Origin of the sequence: Streptomyces polygonati (genome assembly GCF_042650325.1) — a bacterium.
Taxonomy (GTDB): domain Bacteria; phylum Actinomycetota; class Actinomycetes; order Streptomycetales; family Streptomycetaceae; genus Actinacidiphila; species Actinacidiphila polygonati.
The window spans coordinates 116433-133601 of record NZ_JBHSBB010000053.1 but is presented as its reverse complement, the minus strand read 5'-3'; the positions used below and the strand labels follow the sequence as shown (position 1 = coordinate 133601).

16 protein-coding genes are annotated in these 17169 nt (G+C 72.6%); 8 read left to right on the top strand and 8 right to left on the bottom strand.

Going from position 1 to position 17169, the window contains the following annotated elements:
* Window positions 1-529 precede the first annotated feature (529 nt).
* Entirely contained in the window at window positions 530-1528 is a 999-nt protein-coding gene (trpS, locus tag ACFO3J_RS35865; protein ID WP_386439059.1) for a tryptophan--tRNA ligase, read from the top strand.
* Window positions 1529-1663: 135 nt separating this feature from the next.
* Here the strand turns inward: trpS and proC are convergent, their stop codons facing one another.
* A complete protein-coding gene (gene proC / locus ACFO3J_RS35860) occupies window positions 1664-2470 on the bottom strand; it encodes a pyrroline-5-carboxylate reductase (RefSeq protein WP_386439070.1) in 807 nt (268 codons plus the stop codon).
* A 233-nt stretch (window positions 2471-2703) separates the two neighbouring features.
* Here proC and ACFO3J_RS35855 point away from each other — a divergent pair, with 233 nt between their 5' ends.
* Window positions 2704-3681 carry a DUF3626 domain-containing protein gene (locus ACFO3J_RS35855; protein WP_386439057.1) on the top strand — a complete coding sequence of 326 codons (978 nt, stop codon included), beginning with the start codon at window positions 2704-2706 and terminating at the stop codon, window positions 3679-3681.
* Window positions 3682-3794: 113 nt separating this feature from the next.
* The gene (locus tag ACFO3J_RS35850; RefSeq protein ID WP_386439054.1) at window positions 3795-4262 is read left to right on the top strand and encodes a hypothetical protein; all 468 of its coding nucleotides are present in this window, start codon (window positions 3795-3797) and stop codon (window positions 4260-4262) included.
* Window positions 4263-4430: 168 nt separating this feature from the next.
* Here the strand turns inward: ACFO3J_RS35850 and ACFO3J_RS35845 are convergent, their stop codons facing one another.
* Both ACFO3J_RS35845 and ACFO3J_RS35840 read right to left on the bottom strand, forming a co-directional pair.
* Window positions 4431-4691, bottom strand: a complete 261-nt coding sequence (locus ACFO3J_RS35845) for a GlsB/YeaQ/YmgE family stress response membrane protein (protein WP_386439053.1) — start codon at window positions 4689-4691, stop codon at window positions 4431-4433.
* A 205-nt stretch (window positions 4692-4896) separates the two neighbouring features.
* Window positions 4897-5400, bottom strand: a complete 504-nt coding sequence (locus ACFO3J_RS35840) for a hypothetical protein (protein WP_386439050.1) — start codon at window positions 5398-5400, stop codon at window positions 4897-4899.
* A gap of 227 nt (window positions 5401-5627) precedes the next feature.
* Here ACFO3J_RS35840 and ACFO3J_RS35835 point away from each other — a divergent pair, with 227 nt between their 5' ends.
* A complete protein-coding gene (locus ACFO3J_RS35835; protein WP_386439047.1) occupies window positions 5628-6254 on the top strand; it encodes a GOLPH3/VPS74 family protein in 627 nt (208 codons plus the stop codon).
* 44 nt (window positions 6255-6298) lie between these two features.
* Here the strand turns inward: ACFO3J_RS35835 and ACFO3J_RS35830 are convergent, their stop codons facing one another.
* Window positions 6299-6784, bottom strand: coding sequence for a MarR family transcriptional regulator (locus tag ACFO3J_RS35830; RefSeq protein ID WP_386439044.1), 486 nt, complete (start codon window positions 6782-6784; stop codon window positions 6299-6301).
* 140 nt (window positions 6785-6924) lie between these two features.
* On the opposite strand from ACFO3J_RS35830, the gene ACFO3J_RS35825 reads away from it, so the two are divergent.
* Entirely contained in the window at window positions 6925-7563 is a 639-nt protein-coding gene (locus ACFO3J_RS35825; RefSeq protein ID WP_386439042.1) for a TetR family transcriptional regulator, read from the top strand.
* A 58-nt stretch (window positions 7564-7621) separates the two neighbouring features.
* On the opposite strand, the gene ACFO3J_RS35820 is transcribed toward ACFO3J_RS35825, so the two are convergent.
* Entirely contained in the window at window positions 7622-9091 is a 1470-nt protein-coding gene (locus ACFO3J_RS35820; protein WP_386439039.1) for a hypothetical protein, read from the bottom strand.
* A 134-nt stretch (window positions 9092-9225) separates the two neighbouring features.
* On the opposite strand from ACFO3J_RS35820, the gene ACFO3J_RS35815 reads away from it, so the two are divergent.
* The 3 genes from ACFO3J_RS35815 to ACFO3J_RS35805 all read left to right on the top strand — a co-directional run bounded on the left by ACFO3J_RS35815 (window position 9226) and on the right by ACFO3J_RS35805 (window position 11364).
* Window positions 9226-9408 (top strand): hypothetical protein, encoded by a 183-nt coding sequence (locus ACFO3J_RS35815; protein ID WP_386439036.1) that lies wholly within the window; start codon window positions 9226-9228, stop codon window positions 9406-9408.
* A 124-nt stretch (window positions 9409-9532) separates the two neighbouring features.
* Window positions 9533-11026 carry a hypothetical protein gene (locus ACFO3J_RS35810; RefSeq protein ID WP_386439033.1) on the top strand — a complete coding sequence of 498 codons (1494 nt, stop codon included), beginning with the start codon at window positions 9533-9535 and terminating at the stop codon, window positions 11024-11026.
* Window positions 11027-11046: 20 nt separating this feature from the next.
* Window positions 11047-11364: a hypothetical protein gene (locus tag ACFO3J_RS35805; RefSeq protein WP_386439030.1), complete on the top strand. Its 318-nt coding sequence runs from the start codon at window positions 11047-11049 to the stop codon at window positions 11362-11364.
* Window positions 11365-11686: 322 nt separating this feature from the next.
* On the opposite strand, the gene ACFO3J_RS35800 is transcribed toward ACFO3J_RS35805, so the two are convergent.
* From ACFO3J_RS35800 to ACFO3J_RS35790, 3 genes are read right to left on the bottom strand one after another with little or no spacing between them, the layout of a single operon-like run.
* Window positions 11687-13270 carry a TRAFAC clade GTPase domain-containing protein gene (locus tag ACFO3J_RS35800; RefSeq protein WP_386439028.1) on the bottom strand — a complete coding sequence of 528 codons (1584 nt, stop codon included), beginning with the start codon at window positions 13268-13270 and terminating at the stop codon, window positions 11687-11689.
* On the bottom strand, window positions 13267-15951 hold the full coding sequence (locus ACFO3J_RS35795; protein WP_386439025.1) for a GTPase-associated protein 1-related protein: 2685 nt from the start codon (window positions 15949-15951) through the stop codon (window positions 13267-13269). Before ACFO3J_RS35795 ends, ACFO3J_RS35800 begins: the two co-directional genes overlap by 4 nt.
* Before the next feature lie 2 nt (window positions 15952-15953).
* Entirely contained in the window at window positions 15954-17147 is a 1194-nt protein-coding gene (locus tag ACFO3J_RS35790; protein ID WP_386439022.1) for a TRAFAC clade GTPase domain-containing protein, read from the bottom strand.
* Between the last annotated feature and the right edge of the window lie 22 nt (window positions 17148-17169).

Below are 17169 nucleotides of genomic sequence, written 5' to 3'. Positions count from 1 at the left end.
AAGAACGGAAGCTGCCATCGTGACCGTCACCGGCCCCTCCGGGCTTTCCCTTCGTCGTGTCTCCGACTCTATCAGACGCTTTCCAGCGTCTGACCCCCAGTCAGCGGGGCTGTCTTTCCGGCCCTTCGGCCGTTCCGACGAGTGAGACATTAGCGGACCTCCGGCGGCCGAACCAAATCGGCCGCTTTCCGTTCCCATTCCGAAAACGCACAACTGGACGACACGGCTAACCGTGGTCATCGTCCGAGTGATTGCTACGGAATGGCTGTCCGGGGACCGACCGGAGTCGGCGCTCACGTCAGACAGCCCGGAGAACATTACGCACGGCCCTGCGGGGTGTCAACTTGGGTACCGGGCGCGTACGCTGAGTCCATGACCACGCGTACGCGTTGCTCCCAGTGGCGGGCCGTCTAGAGGCGGCCCTGGAGTCATGTACGCATCCAACGGCCGCCGCTGAGGCGGCCGTTCTCGTTCTCCCGGCCGGGCCTTGGCGGCGGTTCCCGCATCGAGCCGAGGGACACAGCGAGCCATGACACGCATTCTGAGCGGCATCAAACCCACCGGGCATCTCACCCTGGGGAACTACCTCGGCGCGCTGCGGCGCTGGGTGGACGAGGACCAGCATCAGGCGGAGGCACTGTTCTGCGTGGTGGATCTGCACGCGCTCACCGTGGAGCACGATCCGGCCCGGGTGCGGCGGTTGAGCCGCCAGGCGGCCACGCTGATGCTGGCGGCCGGGCTCGATCCGGCGCGCTGCACGGTGTTCGTGCAGAGTCATGTGGACGAGCACGCGCGGCTGTCGTATCTGCTGGAGTGTGTGGCCGTGGACGGTGAGATGCGGCGGATGATCCAGTACAAGGAGAAGTCGGCGCGGGCCCGGTCGGCGGGCCAGGGCGTACGGCTGTCGCTGCTGACGTATCCGGTGCTGATGGCGGCGGACATCCTGGCCTACCGCGCGGACGAGGTGCCGGTCGGGGACGATCAGGCGCAGCACGTGGAGCTGACGCGGGATCTGGCGGAGCGGTTCAACCAGCGCTACGGGCGGACCTTCGTCGTACCGAAGGCGACGCATCCGGCGGTGGCCGCGCGGGTGATGGATCTGCAGAATCCGCTGGACAAGATGGGCAAGTCCCACGAGGCGACGGCCGGCATCATCTATCTGCTGGACGAACCGGACGCGATCGCCCGCAAGCTGCGGCGGGCGGTGACGGACAGCGAGCCGGGGGTCTCGTACGACCGGGAGGCGCGGCCGGGGGTGGCGAACCTGCTGGAGATCCTGTCGTCCTGCACGGGTGAGCTGCCGGAGAAGCTGGCCGAGGCGTACGACGGGGGCGGTGCGCTGAAGGCGGCCGTCGCGGAGGCGGTGGTGGAACTGCTGCGGCCGCTGCGGGCCAGGCATGCCGAGTTGAGTGCTGACCAGGGCTTCGTGGACGGGGTGCTGCGGGAGGGCGCGGCGCGGGCGCGGGCGGTCGCGCGGCCGACGGTGGATGCGGCGTACGCGGCGATCGGGCTGCTCCCGCCGGCCTGAACGGCGGGCGGCGCGTGGGCGGCGGAGGGTCCGGGTCACCCCGCTGGGGGGCGGCCCGGACCCTCGGCCCGGATTCCCGCCGGGATTCCCGACCGGATTCCTGGCAGGACCGGCTACTGCCCGGCCACTGACCGGCTACTGCCCCGACGCCAGTTCGCGGCTGCGGTCGCGGGCCGCTTCGAGGGCGGCGAGCAGGGCGGCGCGTACGCCGTGCTTCTCCAGTTCGCGGATCGCGTTGATGGTGGTGCCGGCCGGAGAGGTGACGGCTTCGCGGAGCTTGACCGGGTGCTCGCCGCTGTCCCGGAGCATCACGGCGGCGCCGATCGCCGACTGGACGATGAGGTCGTGGGCCTGGGCGCGCGGCAGGCCGAGCAGGATGCCGGCGTCGGTCATCGCCTCGACCAGGTAGTAGAAGTACGCCGGCCCGGACCCGGACAGCGCGGTGGCGGCGTCCTGGTGCTTCTCCGGTACGCGGAGGGTCTTGCCGACCGGCTGGAAGATGGCCTCGGTGCGGACGAGGTGCGTCTCGGTGGCGCGCCGGCCGGCCGAGATCACCGACATGCCTTCGTCCACCAGCACCGGAGTATTTGGCATGACCCGGACCACCGCGATGCCCTCGGCGAGGCGTTCTTCGAAGAAGCCGGTGCGGATGCCGGCCGCGGCGCTGATCACCAGCCGGTCGGCGGCCACATGCGGGCCCAGTTCGTCGAGCAGTGCGCCCATGTCCTGCGGCTTGACGGCAAGGATCAGTGTGTCGGCGGTCTTCGCCGCCTCGGCGTTCCCGACCGACTCGACGCCGTAGCGGCCGCGCAGTTCGGCGGCCCGTTCGGTACGGCGGGCGGTGACCACCAGATCGGCGGGCGCCCAGCCGGCCCGGATCATCCCGGAGAGCAGCGCCTCACCGATCTTCCCGGTGCCGAGGACGGCGACCTTCTGATTGATCGCCGGGGCCGGGGGCGTGGTCGCGGTCGGGTTTGCGGGCTGGGTCGTCATGGGCGGCTCACCTCAAACGGTCTTCGAACGGTACGAAGCTTCTCAGCGGCCATCCTTCCAGGGGCGGCCCCGGGGAAGGGGGACCTGTCCGCCCACCGGTACGCGGCCGGCGGCGGGATGCCCACGCCGCCGGGAGGCTTACCCGGATGCGGCTGCCGACCGCGCTTTGCCACACTGCGCGGATGAGCGCCGACCTCCTGCCGCCCTCGCCTTCGTCCCTGTCGTCCTCCCCGTCGTCGTTCTCCCCGTCGTCGTCCTCCTCCTCGTCCTCCTACGAACGAGCGCTCCGACACGTCGAGGCACTGGCCGGGGACTCCGGGGCGCCGCTCGACACCCGGCTGCGGGTGACGCTGAACTTCCACCCGGACCGTACGGCCGGCGACCGGCACATCCTGACCGCCCTGGCGGCGGACGGCGTCTACCGCTCGCAGTTCGTCACCGGGACGAGCAACGGCGGTCTGACGGCCCACCCCGGCGGGGACCGGTGGCGCTGGGAGAGCCGGATCTTCGGCGGTGCGTACGACGAGGCACCGGCCGACGAGCGGCCGGTGTACGGCGCGCTGAACTTCCGCGACGATCCGGTCGGGGCGGCTGCGCGTTTCGGGTCCGCCCACTTCCGGCTGACCGCCGGGACCCTGGCGCGGGCCACCTTCTGCTACCCGGACAGCTGTTTCGAGCCGTCGGCGTTCGGCGTCGCGTCCCGAATGGCGCTCGTCGAGCTGGCGGAGGCCGATGCCCGGGACCCCGGAGGAGCCGGCTACGAGCGCGACGCCCTGGACGGCTATGTCGAGGCCCAGGTGCACGCCCCGGTCCGGCTCGACCGCGATGTGGAGGCCTTGGTCCTGGACCCGAGCCATCGCGGGACCGCCGTCGAGGCGGCGGCCCGGCTGCTGCCTTGCCCGATCGAGTGGCACGGCGGATTCCGGCTCACCGTCGAGGAGTTGAGCCGCCATCCGGACTACCGCGGCGCGGAGTACGTGGAACTCGGCGCGGCGATCGCCGAGGACGGCCTGCTCGATCCGCGCGTCCTCGGAGTCGCCGCGGGCACTGGGCGTTACGACCAACAGGGCCTGAAGAAGGTCTGGCACTGCGTGGCGCGTTACGGCCGTAGGGAGCGGGACCGCGTGGCCGGCGGGGCGGGGGGACCGCAGGAGGCTTGAGGAGAGGCCGAGTTGGGTGACCTTCGCGGTGGTTGTCCCCGAGCGGGCCGTGAGGGGCGGCTCAGGGACATCCCCTATGGCGTTCGCGGGAAGGGCGATGGACCGTTGGCGGTATGAGGCGTTCATCCCGTGACATCGCAGTATCGGGCGCGGAGCGGCGGCACTTGGCCGTGGCCTCGGTGTCCCTCGGACCATGGCGGCCCGCGGCCGTCGTCGGCGCGCTCGGCGGAGGTGTCTCGCTGGCGCTGCACCTGGTGCACGGGCATTTCGGGCTCGGCATCCTCAGCGGCGCCGTCTCGGTGGCCGCGCTGCTCTTCTTCTGCGTCGGCGGGGCGGGGGCGGTGCTCGGCTACTCCGGGCGGGAGTCCGTCCGCGATCACCGCATACGGCGCTGGGCGCGCTCGCATCCGTGGCGGGTGGCGGTGGTGCCGGCGGTGGGCATGTTCTTCACCGACCTGGTGATCCGTCAGGCGCTCACCAGCCAGGGCGTGTTCGGCGCGATCTGGACCGGGTTGTGGCACGGCGCGGTGGTGGCGGCGGTCGTGGGCGTGGTCGGCTCGGTGTCGGCGTCGCGGCGATAGCACGCCGTAGGAGGCCGTAGGACGCACAGAACGCCGTAGAAACGCTGTCGAGAAGCGAACGGCCCTACTGGGCAACGGCCTTATGGACAAACCGCAGGGCCGCCGTCCGGTGTCCGGATGGCGGCCCTGCCCTGATGGCTTCCGCGATAGTCCGCGGGTTTTCCCGCGTCAGGCGCGGCGCCTGTTCCACAGCGGTGTGACGAAAGCGATCAGCACGGCGGCGACGCCGATCTGGAGAAGATGCCTGATCCAGTCGATACCGTTGGTGTCCGCGACGTTGAACGCGCTGGCCAGGCCGTTGCCGATGAGGCCGCCGACGATACCGATGAGGATCGTGGCCCACAGCGGAATCGGGTTGCGCCCCGGTACGACAAGTTTCGCCAGCAAACCGATGATCAGGCCCGCGATAATGGCCCACAGGATCGTCATGACGCCTCCATTTCTCCCCATGTCCCCGGTCGTCAGGAACCCTGACATCCGTATGCCCCCTCTTCATGCCTGCATGCACACGATCACTTCACGACCGCTTCGAGTTCCTCCGCGATCGATCCGCGGCGGATTCGCCGCCGATTCCCGGCGCCCTGACGGCAGTTGGCAGGGGTGGGACGGGGAGGGATCAGCGGTACCAGAGGAGTCAGAGGAACGTATGAGGGTCCGCGGCCGGATTTCCGGAACGGGCGCTGCGGCGGCGGGCGTGCTGCACGCGGGCTTCCTCGTACTCGGCGCGGTGGAGGCGTTCGCCGGGCGCTTCGGTGAGGGAGCGGAGGAAGTAGGCGAGCAGGGCGCCGACGAAGCCGATGGCGTACAGGCTCGAGGTGGACTTCTCGGCGTCGGGATCGGCGTCGGGGTCCCGGCGGGTGAAGCCCAGCCAGGTGCGGCGGAAGGCGAGCACGCCGGACACGGTGAAGCCGCCCAGGCCCACGAGCGTCAGGGACGTACTGATGCGGGCCAGCCCCTGGATGCCGTAGCGCAGCGCGAAGGTGCCGGCCACCGCGCCCAGCAGGGAGCCGAGGGAGGCGGCGATCCGGCGCCAGCGGTAGCCGCCGTCGTGCCGCACCCAGCTCGTACCGAAGAAGCGGATCGGCTGGGGCTGGGGGGTGCCGGTCGGGATCACCACGGCTGCTCGGCTCTGGCTCACATCGGCGATTATGTCCCGGATCAGGGTGATTGACAGCGTTTATCACCCATACGGGACCGTGTCGTACCCGCCGCCCTCTTCGGCGATGGTGAACGGTCGGACGAGTAGCCTGGCGGCATGAGGCACGTCGATCCGCATTCCGAGACCGTGGGCGCAGGCGTGCGGGTACGGCCGGAGCTCGCCCGGGCAGTCGCCGGCGCCGTGGCGGCGAGGGTCGTGGTCGGCCGATGACGACCACGCCGCGCGACCTCATGATCGTAGCCATGGACATGCCGTCGACCCGTCCGGTGGAGCGGGGTGATCTGTCGCTCGCCCTCGCGGGCGCCGAGCTGATCGATCTGCTGGGCAGCTCGACCGTCCGGCTGGACGGCGACCGCGTCGAACCGCGGTCCCCGGCGCCGGCTTCCGGTCCCACCGATTCCCTGCTGCGGCAGGCGGCGGCGTCGCTGGTCCGCGAGGACCCCTATGAGTCGGCGACCGACTGGCTGTGGCGCAGGGGGCGTGGCCTGGCCGCCGCCTATCTGGGCGCCTTCGAGGCGGAAGGGCAGCTCACCGGTCGGCGCAGCCGCCGCTGGGGTGTCTTCTGGACCACCGAGAGAGTGCTGGTCGACTCCGCCGACCGGCGCCGGGCGAGCAACCGCTGGGCCGCGGACGAACCGGTCCTCGCCGCTCTCGCCGCGGTCATCGGCATCACCGAGCGCCGGACCGGGGACTACGAGGACGTGAACGACGACGCGAAGAAGACCGTGCTCGCCGCGGTCACCGACGCGGTCGGGGAGCTCGCGGGGGAACGGGAGCGGCGGGACCAGAAGCGGAACGACGCGGCCGTCACGAATTACCGCCGCGGCTACTGACTGTCTGACCGCCCGACCGCCTGCGCGACGACGCCGGTCCGGCCTCAGGCCGCGGCCAGCTCCTCGTTCAGGCGCGAGGTGATCGTCGCGAGCACGCGGCCGGCCACCTGGAGATCCTCGGCCGGGACCGCGCTGTAGGCGCGGGCGACGATCCGGCCGGTGGCGCCGCGGATCTGGCCGAACAGCAGGCGTCCCGACTCGGTCACCGCGACCTCGCCGTCGATCTCCTTGCCGTCCAGCAGTTCGGTGGCGACCAAATCCGCGATGACGGCCCGCGCCCCGGCCTGGTCCACCTTCAGGGCGGCGGTGACCTGTCCGACCAGCTCGTCCACCGCCAGTGCGGAACCGGCGGCCATGGTCAGGCTGAGGGCCACCCAGTGGTCCTTGTTGAGTTCGGTGCCCGCCAGTGCGCGGTTCAGGATCGCGGTGTGGGCGTTTTCGGCCTGGCCGAGGATCCGCGGGTTCAAGGGGGCCGCCGCGGCGGCGGAACCGGGGGAACCGGCGGACTCGGTGGATGAAGGACTGGTCATGATCTGCTCCTCGGGCACCTGGCGAAGAGTCGCTCTCTTCAACTGTACATAATGGTACTCAGTATCGTTCGAGTCCAAGCCTTTAAAGTCACTCAGTTTCGTCCGTGCCCGGGGGTCGTCCCCTGGCTACACTGCGGTGCATGACCGAGCCCTCCTTCGCCGCCGACGACCGCTCGCTGCCGCTGCGCGAGCGCAAGCGGCTGCGCACCCGCCGGGCGCTGGCCGATACGGCGCTGCGGATGTTCACCGAGAAGGGCTTCGAGGCGACCACGCTGGAGGAGCTGGTGGAGGAGGCCGAGGTCTCCAAGAGCACCTTCTTCCGCGCCTTCCCGGCCAAGGAGGCCGCCGCGATCGAGGCGGAGGCCCAGGTGTGGACGGCCTGTCTGACCGCGCTGGAGGCACGCGAGCTGTCCGGCGTCGTCCTGGCCGAACTGCGCGAGACCCTGACCCGTACCGCCGCCGCCCTCGAACCCGACTGGGACCGGCGCTACGTCGCCACCCGCCGCCTGATCCTGACGGCGCCCGCCCTGCTGGCGTATGTCGACCACTACCGGACCGGCGTCGAACGCCAGGTGGTCGCCCAGCTGTCCGGAAAGCTCGGCCTGGACGCCGACGACCTGCGCCTCCAGGTGCTGGCCGAACTCACCACCACGGCCTGGAGCGTCGCCGCCCGCGACTGGGTCCGGCACGACGCGCGCGGCGGCCGTACCGCACTCGTCGAACGGCTGCACGGCGCCTTCGACGCGGTCCCGGCGGCCCTCGGCCTCTCCGTCGGCTAGCCAGGGCCGGACCGCCTGCCGTGCTGCCGACCGAGGCGGTCCCACCCCGGATCGCCTGCTACCTCCGGCGGGACGCCACCGCTCGGACCGCCTCGGCCTCCGGTCGGAGATAGGCCGACTCCAGTGCCTCCGCCAAGGCGCGGCGGCGGCGGGCGGACGCCTCGTGCCGGGCGGTTCGGCGGGCCAGGACGAGCGCGGTGTCCTGGAGGTCGAGGCTGTGCATGGCCAGCACCGCGTCAACGGTGAAGATCGGGGTCGTCCGGCGGGCCAGCAGATTCAGCAGAATGTCCGCCTCGGACCCGCAATCAAGATCCAGCAGGCCGCGCAGGACCGTCACGGCGGAGGGCGGGTCCCCGTCGAGGCCGACCCTGCTGAGCAGGCTTTTGATGCCGCGTGCGCCCATATCGGTCTCTCGCAGGGCCGCCACCAGCGCAGGCAGGTCGGCCGGCGGCCGGTCACCGGCCAGACGGAGCAGGTGCCAGGTGCCGAAGTCGGCCAACGGGCCGTCGCGCCCGGTGGGTGCGCCGAAGGCCCCGTCGCCGGTGCGGGCGGCGGTACGCAGCAGCGCCGCGCAGTGGGCCACACCCGACGGCTCCCGGCAGGAGACGTGCTCCAGAAGTACGGCGAGGTCATCGCTCCTGCCGCTGACGCCCAGCGCGACCGCCACCTCCGCTGCCTCGGGCACCGGCCGTAACGACACGTAGGCGAGCAGCGTACGGGCGTCCGCGGAGAGCCCGGTGAGCCGCAGACCGTCGAGCGCGCGGATGACCAGAGCAGGGGTACGCCGGCCGGCGTCGGCGAGCAGGCCGGCTATCTCGTTCTCCTGGCCGCCGACGAGCCGCAAGGTGCTGATGCTCTGCGCCAAATACCCCGCATGGACGCGGGCGAAGCCACCGGCCAGGGCCCCTATCGCAGCCGCCTGCTCCGCCGGGGCCGCCGCAGCTCCCGGCGGCGGGGCGGCGAGCACGGGTCCGGACCCGTCCGGGCCGTCGTCGTCACCCTCACCGCTGCAACTGTCGGCGCCGCCATCGTGCGTGCCGCCGCTCGGTTCGTGCGATGCCGGGGAGTCGTCGGCGCTGAGCGGCGGGTCCTCGGGGTGTTGCGCGCCCGGGACGGTATCCGGTGCGAGACCGACCGCAGGGTGTTGCACATGCGGCAACACCTCCTTGAGCCGCGCCAATTCATCCTCAACGGCAGCACGTTCGGCCTCGGCCAGGAGAAGCCGATAGGAGAAGCTGTTGCTGGCTGCGAGGACCGCCATGCGCAATGCGTAGAGTTCCTTCAGCGTCGGGGAGGCCGCCTCGTCGCCGCCCGCCGCGAGGGCCACCTTGTACAGCTGCTCTATCCAGTCCTCCGGCGGCAGGCGGCTGCCGCCCAGATAGCGGGAGACGACGCTGGGGTCGTAATTCATCCGGCCGGCGTACGGCCGCAGGTCCTCCCCCAAGGTGGCGAAGACGTCGCGAAGCGCCTGCGCCAGCGCGCGGCTCTGCGGCGAGAGCTCCTCACTGAGCGGCTTCAGAACTGCCATGACCACCATCCCCCGAAGTCCGTCAACGCGTTGACCAGCGATTGGCCACGGTGACGCCCCACGCAACACCCTCGCCGAGCCGCACCATCGGATCAGGCAGACCCGCCGTCCGAGCGCTGCCGAAGGGGGCACCGATGAGCCGGCGCACCGATCTGATCGTCTTCATTACCGTCCTGGGAGCGGGCATCACGCTGATCGCCCTGGGCGTATCGCCCAACGATTTGTCCACGATCGCCGTCGCGCTGAGCGGATTGTATGGCGGGTGGCACGGCCGCAACCGGCGAAGTGACACAAAAGAGCCCGACGACCGGAGTTGACGATTCCGCGGTCGCGGCGGTTTCCAGCCTCTACGGTTGAAGCGCACCCGTGGAGAACAGCGGTCCAGCGGGGGCAGGGGACGTGCCGGGCGCGGAGATACGCCGGTGCGAGGGGGAGGATGTCATGCCGCTCAATCAGTTGACCCCGCTGCCGAAGTTCCGTACGGACATGGTCACGCGAAGACTGTGCGCGACCGTGCACCTCGATCACGCCTTCGCCCGGCAGGTGCTGGCGCAATTGGCCGAGGACGGACTGCAGGCGGTGGGGCTTCCGTTCGGTATCAATGTGGTCGCGCTGGTACGGCATGCCCGGCTGGCGGCGCAGCGCCGGGGGCGGCGCGACAATGCGCTGGCGGGGCTGGTCGCGCTGCAAGTCCTGTGCGTGCTCATGGTGTTGTGGGCGCTGTCGGCGGGGAGCGCGCCGGTCGCGGTGGCGGCGGGCTTCATCGCGGTGGCGGCGCTCCCGGGTGGCTGGACGGTGGTGCTGCTGGCCGAACGGGAGGCCAGGCAGCTGGCGTTGGAGCTGGGCCGCGGCCACCAGCCCGCGTCCGACCTCGCGCCGCCCGTGGAGCCGGAGTTGGAGAAGTCGCTGGAGCAGCTCAAGCGCGCCAACTTCGTGCCGTACCACTCCTCGGAGGACCACGCGCGGCCCTTCGTCGGCAGCGGCTGGCTGATCCAGAAGGGGGTCTGGACGCCGATCGACGTCAGCAGGCCCGCGAAGGACGCGCACGGCAACACCCGGCGGATCATCCCCTTCGACGCCTCCGACCTGCACCACTATCTCGCCGTGCAGATGCCGGGGATCGTCGGGCTCGACGCGCTCAAGGCCCGCAACCGCCTCTACGCCCACGGGCTGATCGTGGCGCACCTCGGTCCCGATGTGCTGCCCGTCCCGACCCGGCGGCCGCTGGTGACCGTGCCCAAGCAGATGGTGCAGAGCGGCGCGGTGCGGTCCGGGGCGCGCACCGAGACCTATCTGTGCCTGCGGATGGCGGGCGAGGGCGGCTCCGTGGTGGTCACCATGCACATCAGGGCGCATCTGATGGGCTCGCGGCTCGACTGGGAGGTGGCCGCCTACATCCTGCCGCCGCTCGACGCGAGGTTCGACGTCGTCGACCATCTACCGGCGGGACCGGGCCAGTTGTGGTGGCAGACCGCCCGGCACACCACCGCGGGCTTCCGGCACACCTTCTTCGGCGCCCCCGGCCGGCTGCGCCGCGAGCGGAGCAGGCAGAACGCCTGGAACCGCCAACTGGCCAAGATCCGCAAGGAGATCACCAAGGGCCGGATCGTCTTCGACTACGGCGCGCACTCCTCGCTGCGCGAGGACGTCGGCGACTGGGACCGGATGGGATTCCACGAGGAACGCGACGCCGCCCAGTACTTCCAGCGGCTCCAGCAGGGCGTGCTGATCGCCACCGAGCGCTTCCTGGAGGCGCACAACGTGGACACCTCGGACTTCGAGAGCGCCCAGAACCAGATCATCAACACCCAGACGTACAACATCCAGGGCCCGGTGCTCGGCCCCAGTCAGTGGGGCAACAACAACCAGCAGCAGAACCAGAATCAGAACCAGTCGGGCAACCCCGGCAATCCCCCGAACAAACCGCTGCCCTGACGCCTCCGGGAGGCATCGCGATGAGCACCTTCAATGTGAACGGGCCGGTCAACGGCCCCAGCCAGTTCGGTGACGGCAACTTCCAGGTCAACTCCGGCGACTCCGGGTCGACCGCGACCGCGCTGCGGCTGGCCACCCAGCTCGTGGGGCAACTCGGCGCCGACGCACCGCCCGAGGCGGAGGAGGTACGCGGCGAGCTGGCCCGCGCCGCCGCCGAGGGCACCGCGCCCGACCACCGCAGGATCCGGGCCTGGCTCACCACGGTCGCGGCCGGCATCGGCACCGGCAGCGGCGCGCTCGCCCTGGTCGAGGGCATCCGTTCGGCCGTCGGCAGCTGACGCGGGCGGACCCGGCGACGGCCGGCGACGGGATGAGCCCCTCGCGGTCGTCGCCGGACCGCGGCGCGGGCCGTCCGGCGCGACGCGTCACGCGTCAGGCGCTACCGCACGAAGAACGCGGCGGCCAGCAGCGGCAGCAGCACGACGGCGATCGCCGAGCCGATGAACACCCCCGCCACCACACGCCGTTGTCTCGCCACATGACCGGGCAGCGGTGCCATGGCTTCCCTCCTCCGTTCCCGCGCGGCTTCCCGCGCCGCGCACTGGACTCTTCCGACGCCCGCACCGGGCGACCCGCTCGGACACCCGAGATCAGCCGAGATCAGCCGCCCGGCCGTATCCGCGACCGGCTCAGCAGCCACAGCAGCGGTGCCGCCGCCGCCCGTCGCTCGGTGTCCGCCGCGCCCGGGCCGGTGGCGTCATGGGCGCTCAGCGCCCAGTAGCGGCTGCGGCCGTACTCGTGGCCGAGCGCCTTGACCATGTTCCCCTGACCGATGTCGCTCAGCCACCGCGTCACCGGCTCGTCCACCACCGGCACCGACGTCAGCCGCCGCAGCAGGTCGCGTTTGGTCACCACCACCGCGACCGGCGTGCGGCCGCGGTGCCGGGCCATCATGCTGAACTCCCCGCTCAGCCGGGCGTAGGTGTCCATCGGCCCCTCGTTGGAGGGGGCGGCGCCGGCCGCCAGCGCCCGGTCGTCGGAGGACAGCCGGCCGCGCATCTCGGGAGCCGCGAGGGCGTCGACCACCAGCAGCACCGCGTCGGCGTGCGCGAGGTACTGCTGTTCGCGCACCGTCTCACCGGACTCCAGCGTCTCGCCCTTCGGGTCGTACAGGTACAGCAGCCGCTTGCGGAACCGGGTGCCGACGTACAGCACCATCGCGCGCGGCAGCTGGGTCTGCGTCTTGCGCGCCCAGCCGCCACCGGCCAGTTCCGCGCGGGCCCGGTCGAACTCGTCCTCGTCGTTGCCCAGGGTGAATTCCAGCCGCAGGTGCCCCTCGTCGGCGAGCGTCCGCAGGCCCGTCACCATCGCCAGCAGCAGCATCGTCTTGCCGGCGGAAGTGCCGCCGATCAGGGGGACGTTCACCAGGCGGGCGCGGCCGAGCCCGGCGGGCAGCGGGCGGTGGCAGGTGCCGCATTCGGCGGACAGCCGGTGGCGGCCGGTCAGGAACCCGGTCGGCAGGCTCGCCCCGCAGGAGCAGACCCGGTGCAGCACGCCGTAGCGGCCGGGCCGCAGGTTGCGGTGCGGGGTCTGGCAGACCGGGCAGTGGTAGACCGGCAGCGTGATGCGGTGGTAGCAGCCGGGGTGCGGGCAGCGCATGAAGATCCGCCGCGCCCACAGCCGGGCCCGCTCCAGCACGCGCAGCGCGGCGGCGGCGAACGCCAGCGCACCGACCACGACCGCGAGCAGCAGCCCGCCCAGCAGCAGGGCCAGTGCCGTCACCAGCCCGGCGATCAGGGCGCCGGCCAGCACGCCGGCCGCGAGGCCGACCCCGAAGATCCGGGCGAAGATCAGCCGGATGATGCCGCGGCGGTGGCGCACCGGGGCGGCGGGGGTCCAGACGTCGATCAGCAGTCCGTGGACGCGGTCGCGGAGCCACCGGTCCAGCAGCAGCCGCCAGCCGGCGCGCGCGCCCGCCGCCACCGCGAGTCCGCTGTCCCGCCACACCTGGCGGACCCAGTACGAGCGGTAGGCGGGCTCCCGGCCGCCGGCCGGCAGCAGCCGCCGATCGGCGCCGCCGGCCCGCGGCCGGCTCAGGGCGCCGACCACCGCGCGGGCGAAGGTCCAGTAGCCGGTCGTCGCGACGGCCACGCAGGCCCAGAGCACCACCGGTATCTCAAGGAGGAGCAGGAAGGCCAGCAGCGCGCCGAGCGAGCCGCCCCCCAGGAAGCCGTGAGAGGTCATCCGCGGAAGTCCGTTCCGTCCGAGGGCTCGGACGAGCCCCGCGCGAGATCCGACCAGGGGCCGCGGGCACCGCTGCCGGAGCCCGAGCCGGACCCCGACCCGGAGCCGGAGCCCGAGCCGGACCCCGAGCCCGGTCCGCGCAGCCGGCTCCAGCGCCGTACGACCGACGGGCGGCGCCACTGCCGCCAGGTGTCGGACCACCGCGGTCCGGCGAGCGCGAGATACTCCGCGACCTTGTCCAGCGAGGCGTCGGGCAGTTTGCGGACCACCGGGCGCAGCACTTCCTCCAGCAGCCGCTGCCGGCCCTCGTCCCAGCCGCGCCCGGCGCCGGGGTCGCTGTGCCAGGCGATGAAGCAGGACGCCAGATAGCGCGGGTCGTCCCGCAGCCGCGCCACCCGCAGCGGCTGCCCGGCCTCCCGCAGATACGCGCGCAGCAGTCCGCTGTCCCCGGAGCGCGCCAACTGGCCCTGCTCGTCGAGGAGTACGAGGTTGGACACCTCCGGCCGCCGTTCGTCGGGCAGGATTCCGCTGAGGATGCAGGTGGCCAGATCGCGGCCGAGCCGCTGCTCGATCTGCTCCTCCAGCGGCTGGGCCGCGGACAGCTGCGCGACCGTCCGCGCGGTGAAGCCGGGGGCGGCGTGGCCGGTGCGGATCTGCTCCGACCCGTGCAGCAGCCGCAGCGCCGCCCTTTGCCGCCGGTCGGCGGGGGCGCTGTCCTCGGGCAGCCAGCGCAGCAGGTCGCCGGCCAGCGCGGGCGCGTGCTCGTCGGCGGCCGGGGCGCCGAGGGCGGCGGCGACCATCTCGGCGGCCAGCCCGCTGGCGATCAGCAGATCGGGCGGTGACTCGCTGAGCAGCTGCCAGAGGTCGCCCGTCGCCGGGCGGCGGGCGGCGTACGTCAGCCGGTAGGCGGTCCGCAGCACGGTCGGATCGGTGACCGTGCTGGGGCCGGACTCCCGGGTCAGCCGGTGCAGCAGGGGAAGGCCGTCGGCGTCGCCGCGGCCGGTCGGCCGGGCCGCGGCGGCCATCCGCAGATGCGGGTAGTCGTCGAGTTCCGCAGGGTCCCAGGGCGGGAACAGCTCCCCCAGTGCGGCGGCGACCGGCCAGGGGTCGTCCTGGATCGCCACGTCGGCCAGCCGGTCGAGCAGCGCGGTGCGCAGCGGCGTACGGCTGGCGCCGGTCAGCGCGGAGACGACCTCCTCGGGCCGGGGCTGCGCCGAGCCGGTGTCCGGACGCCGGGCGAGCAGGTGCTGGGAGAGCCGCGCGGACAGTACGGGTACGGCGGCGTCGTATGCCACGCCCAGCCGCTCGCTGAGTCTCAGCAGCGCCAGTATCCGGCTCAACGGCGTCGCCTCGTCGGTCAGTTGGCCGACCAGCGGGTGCGCGGTCTCGCGCGCCAGCGACCGCCGCCCCGCCTCGGTCAGTTCGACGCGCTCGGGCCGGGGCACCGGACCGCCGTCGTGGACCGCCCGCCGGACGAGCGCGGCCACCAGCGGTTCGGTGACCTCCACCGGCTGGCGGGTGCCGAGTTCGGCGAGCAGGTCGAACAGCACCTGCTCGTCGTCGGCCGCGGCCGCTCCCGGCCGCCGCTCCCCCGGCGGCTCGGTCAGCAGCGCTTCCAGGAACGTCCGCCAGAACGCGGGGTCGCCCTGGCCGGCCCGGGGCACCGCCCAGCGGGCGGCGGCGGCGCGGCCGGCTCGGTCCAGCGGGATACCGGCGGACAGCGCGAGCGCGGCGAGCGGCGGCGCCGCGAAGGGGTCGGCGGGCGCGGGGCAGTCGGAGGCGGTGGGCCCGGCGGCGAGCCGTTCGGGGGTGGTGTGGAAGAGGTCCGGGCGGCCGGCCAGCCAGACACGGGCGGCGACCTCGGCCCATACGTCGTCCTCGCCGGGCGGGCTGGACGGCCCGCCCAGGCAGTGGTGGACGCGGTACTGGTGGGTGAGTTCGGCCCGGCTGAAGCCGAAGTCGACGTCCGGGAGCACCCCGATGATCTGCTGCTCGGCCAGATACGGCCGCCGGGTGTAGGTGGTGAAGGTCAGCGCGGCGGCCCGGTCGCGGGGAAGCGTGCCACAGGCCAGGGCGATCCAGTACGCGATCCGCTCCGCGTCCTCCTCCACCACCACCAGCGGCGGACCGGGCTCGGCGGCGAACAGCAGCCGCACGTCCGACAGTACGGCGGCCAGCCGGCCGGCCCGGCTGCGGGCGAAAGCGGTCAGGACGTCGTGGCCGAACCGCCCGCCGCGCCGTAACCGGGTCAGCGGCTCCGGCTCGGACTCCGCCGGGGTGGCCGACAGCCAGTCGGGGGACTCCCAGGCCTCGATCGGCAGCAGCCCGCCCGGCAGCTCCGCCCCGCCGGGCAGCAGCAGGGCGTGCGCGTGGAAGTTGCCGTACCGGCCGCTGTAGTCGGCGCCGGTGTAGACCGTACGGCTCAGCAGACCGCTGCCGTCCGGGAGGCGGCCGAAGCCGAACGACACCGGGAAATCGGCGAGTTCGGCGGCGGTGGGGCGGGCAGGGGAGCTGTTCGGCGGCTCGTAGCCGAGCAGCGGCTCCACTTGGCGCAGTGCGCCCGGGTCCGCGCCGGAACCGACCGCGGTGAAGCGGAAACCCGATCCTGTGCCGGCACTGTCGGCGGCGGCGGAGGTGTAGTGCAGTTGGGGCAGGCCCGGGGGCGGTGGCAACTCCCGCATGGTCAGCGCCCCTTCCTGGCGGACTGCGTTCTCTGTCCGGACTCCGCCTTCTTGGCGGACCGCACCGGGATCAGTCCGCGCAGGCCCAGCAGCCACAGCAGCGGGTCCTCCACCCGGCGCGGCTGGAGCCCGGCCTTGGGCGCGTCGGCGGGCGCGTCCGCGGTGGGGGCGGCGCCCAGCGCGCTCAGCCCGAAGAGCGAGAAGTGGGCGAAGTCCCGTTCCAGCCGCCGGTGCAGCAGCCCGCCGTCCCATTCCTCCAGCAGCGCCCTGACCTCCTGGTGGACGGCCGTCCGGTCGGCCTCGTCCAGCGCGCCGTCCGGATAGGGCGCCGAACGCAGCAGCGGCGAGGAGGGATCGAGCATGCTTTCCAGCACATCGGACTTGGTGAGGGCGACCGCGACCGGTGTGGTGACCTTGCCCTTCTCCTGGCCCCGCCCGTGGCGGCGCAGTTGGGCCGCGAGATCGGCCACGATCTGCTCCGGTGCCGTCTCGATCGACGGCAGCGAGGCGCTGCTGCCGGTCAACCGGTCCCGGACCGGCCGCAGTTGCAGTGGGTCGACCAGCACGATCACACCGTCGGCGGCGGCCAGATACGCGGTGAAGCGGTCCATCGCCTCGGCGCTGGCCAGGTCCTCGCCGGCCGCGTCGAAGAAGACCAGCGCGGTGTGCCTGCTGCCGCCGCGCATCCCGGCCAGACCGCGCCGGGGCAGGCTCAGCCGGAACAGCAGCGGGTCGTTGAAGCGCATCGCGGCCGGCTGGGTGGGGCCGGGCAGCAGCAACCGGTCGTAGAGGGAATCCTCCAACTGCCGGTAGCGGTTCTGGGTGGTGGTGCCCATGGCGGACAGCGAGGCGTCGATGGCCTGGCCGACGCGATGGCGCAACTCATGGGCGAGCACGGTGACATAGGTGCTCTTGCCGGCCGCCTTGGGACCGATCAGCGCGATGATCCGGCTGTCCTGGTCGCAGTAGTCGGTGGGCAGGTCAGTGTGGCAGTCGGGGCAGACCCGGACGGGCGTCTGCACGCCACAGTCGGGGCACGGCGCCCTGCCGCCGGCCCGGCCCGCGCCCTTGGGCGGGGCGAAGATCGGGCCGCGCAGCGCGCTACGGCCGCCCGCCGGGTTGCCGGAGAACAGCGCCCAGCGGTCGTCGGGCCGGGGTGCGCAGGGCGCGCTGCCGCGCACGCCGGTGCTCGACATCAGGCACCGGTACTCCAGGGCC

What these genes read in the sequence shown, in the direction of transcription:
- trpS (WP_386439059.1), top strand. Translation starts at nt 530, where the DNA reads ATGACACGCATTCTGAGCGGCATCAAACCCACCGGGCATCTCACCCTG.
- ACFO3J_RS35855 (WP_386439057.1), top strand. Translation starts at nt 2,704, where the DNA reads ATGAGCGCCGACCTCCTGCCGCCCTCGCCTTCGTCCCTGTCGTCCTCC.
- ACFO3J_RS35850 (WP_386439054.1), top strand. Translation starts at nt 3,795, where the DNA reads ATGAGGCGTTCATCCCGTGACATCGCAGTATCGGGCGCGGAGCGGCGG.
- ACFO3J_RS35845 (WP_386439053.1), bottom strand. Translation starts at nt 4,691, where the DNA reads ATGACGATCCTGTGGGCCATTATCGCGGGCCTGATCATCGGTTTGCTG.
- ACFO3J_RS35835 (WP_386439047.1), top strand. Translation starts at nt 5,628, where the DNA reads ATGACGACCACGCCGCGCGACCTCATGATCGTAGCCATGGACATGCCG.
- ACFO3J_RS35830 (WP_386439044.1), bottom strand. Translation starts at nt 6,784, where the DNA reads ATGACCAGTCCTTCATCCACCGAGTCCGCCGGTTCCCCCGGTTCCGCC.
- ACFO3J_RS35825 (WP_386439042.1), top strand. Translation starts at nt 6,925, where the DNA reads ATGACCGAGCCCTCCTTCGCCGCCGACGACCGCTCGCTGCCGCTGCGC.
- ACFO3J_RS35820 (WP_386439039.1), bottom strand. Translation starts at nt 9,091, where the DNA reads ATGGCAGTTCTGAAGCCGCTCAGTGAGGAGCTCTCGCCGCAGAGCCGC.
- ACFO3J_RS35815 (WP_386439036.1), top strand. Translation starts at nt 9,226, where the DNA reads ATGAGCCGGCGCACCGATCTGATCGTCTTCATTACCGTCCTGGGAGCG.
- ACFO3J_RS35810 (WP_386439033.1), top strand. Translation starts at nt 9,533, where the DNA reads ATGCCGCTCAATCAGTTGACCCCGCTGCCGAAGTTCCGTACGGACATG.
- ACFO3J_RS35805 (WP_386439030.1), top strand. Translation starts at nt 11,047, where the DNA reads ATGAGCACCTTCAATGTGAACGGGCCGGTCAACGGCCCCAGCCAGTTC.
- ACFO3J_RS35800 (WP_386439028.1), bottom strand. Translation starts at nt 13,270, where the DNA reads ATGACCTCTCACGGCTTCCTGGGGGGCGGCTCGCTCGGCGCGCTGCTG.
- ACFO3J_RS35795 (WP_386439025.1), bottom strand. Translation starts at nt 15,951, where the DNA reads ATGCGGGAGTTGCCACCGCCCCCGGGCCTGCCCCAACTGCACTACACC.
- ACFO3J_RS35790 (WP_386439022.1), bottom strand. Translation starts at nt 17,147, where the DNA reads ATGTCGAGCACCGGCGTGCGCGGCAGCGCGCCCTGCGCACCCCGGCCC.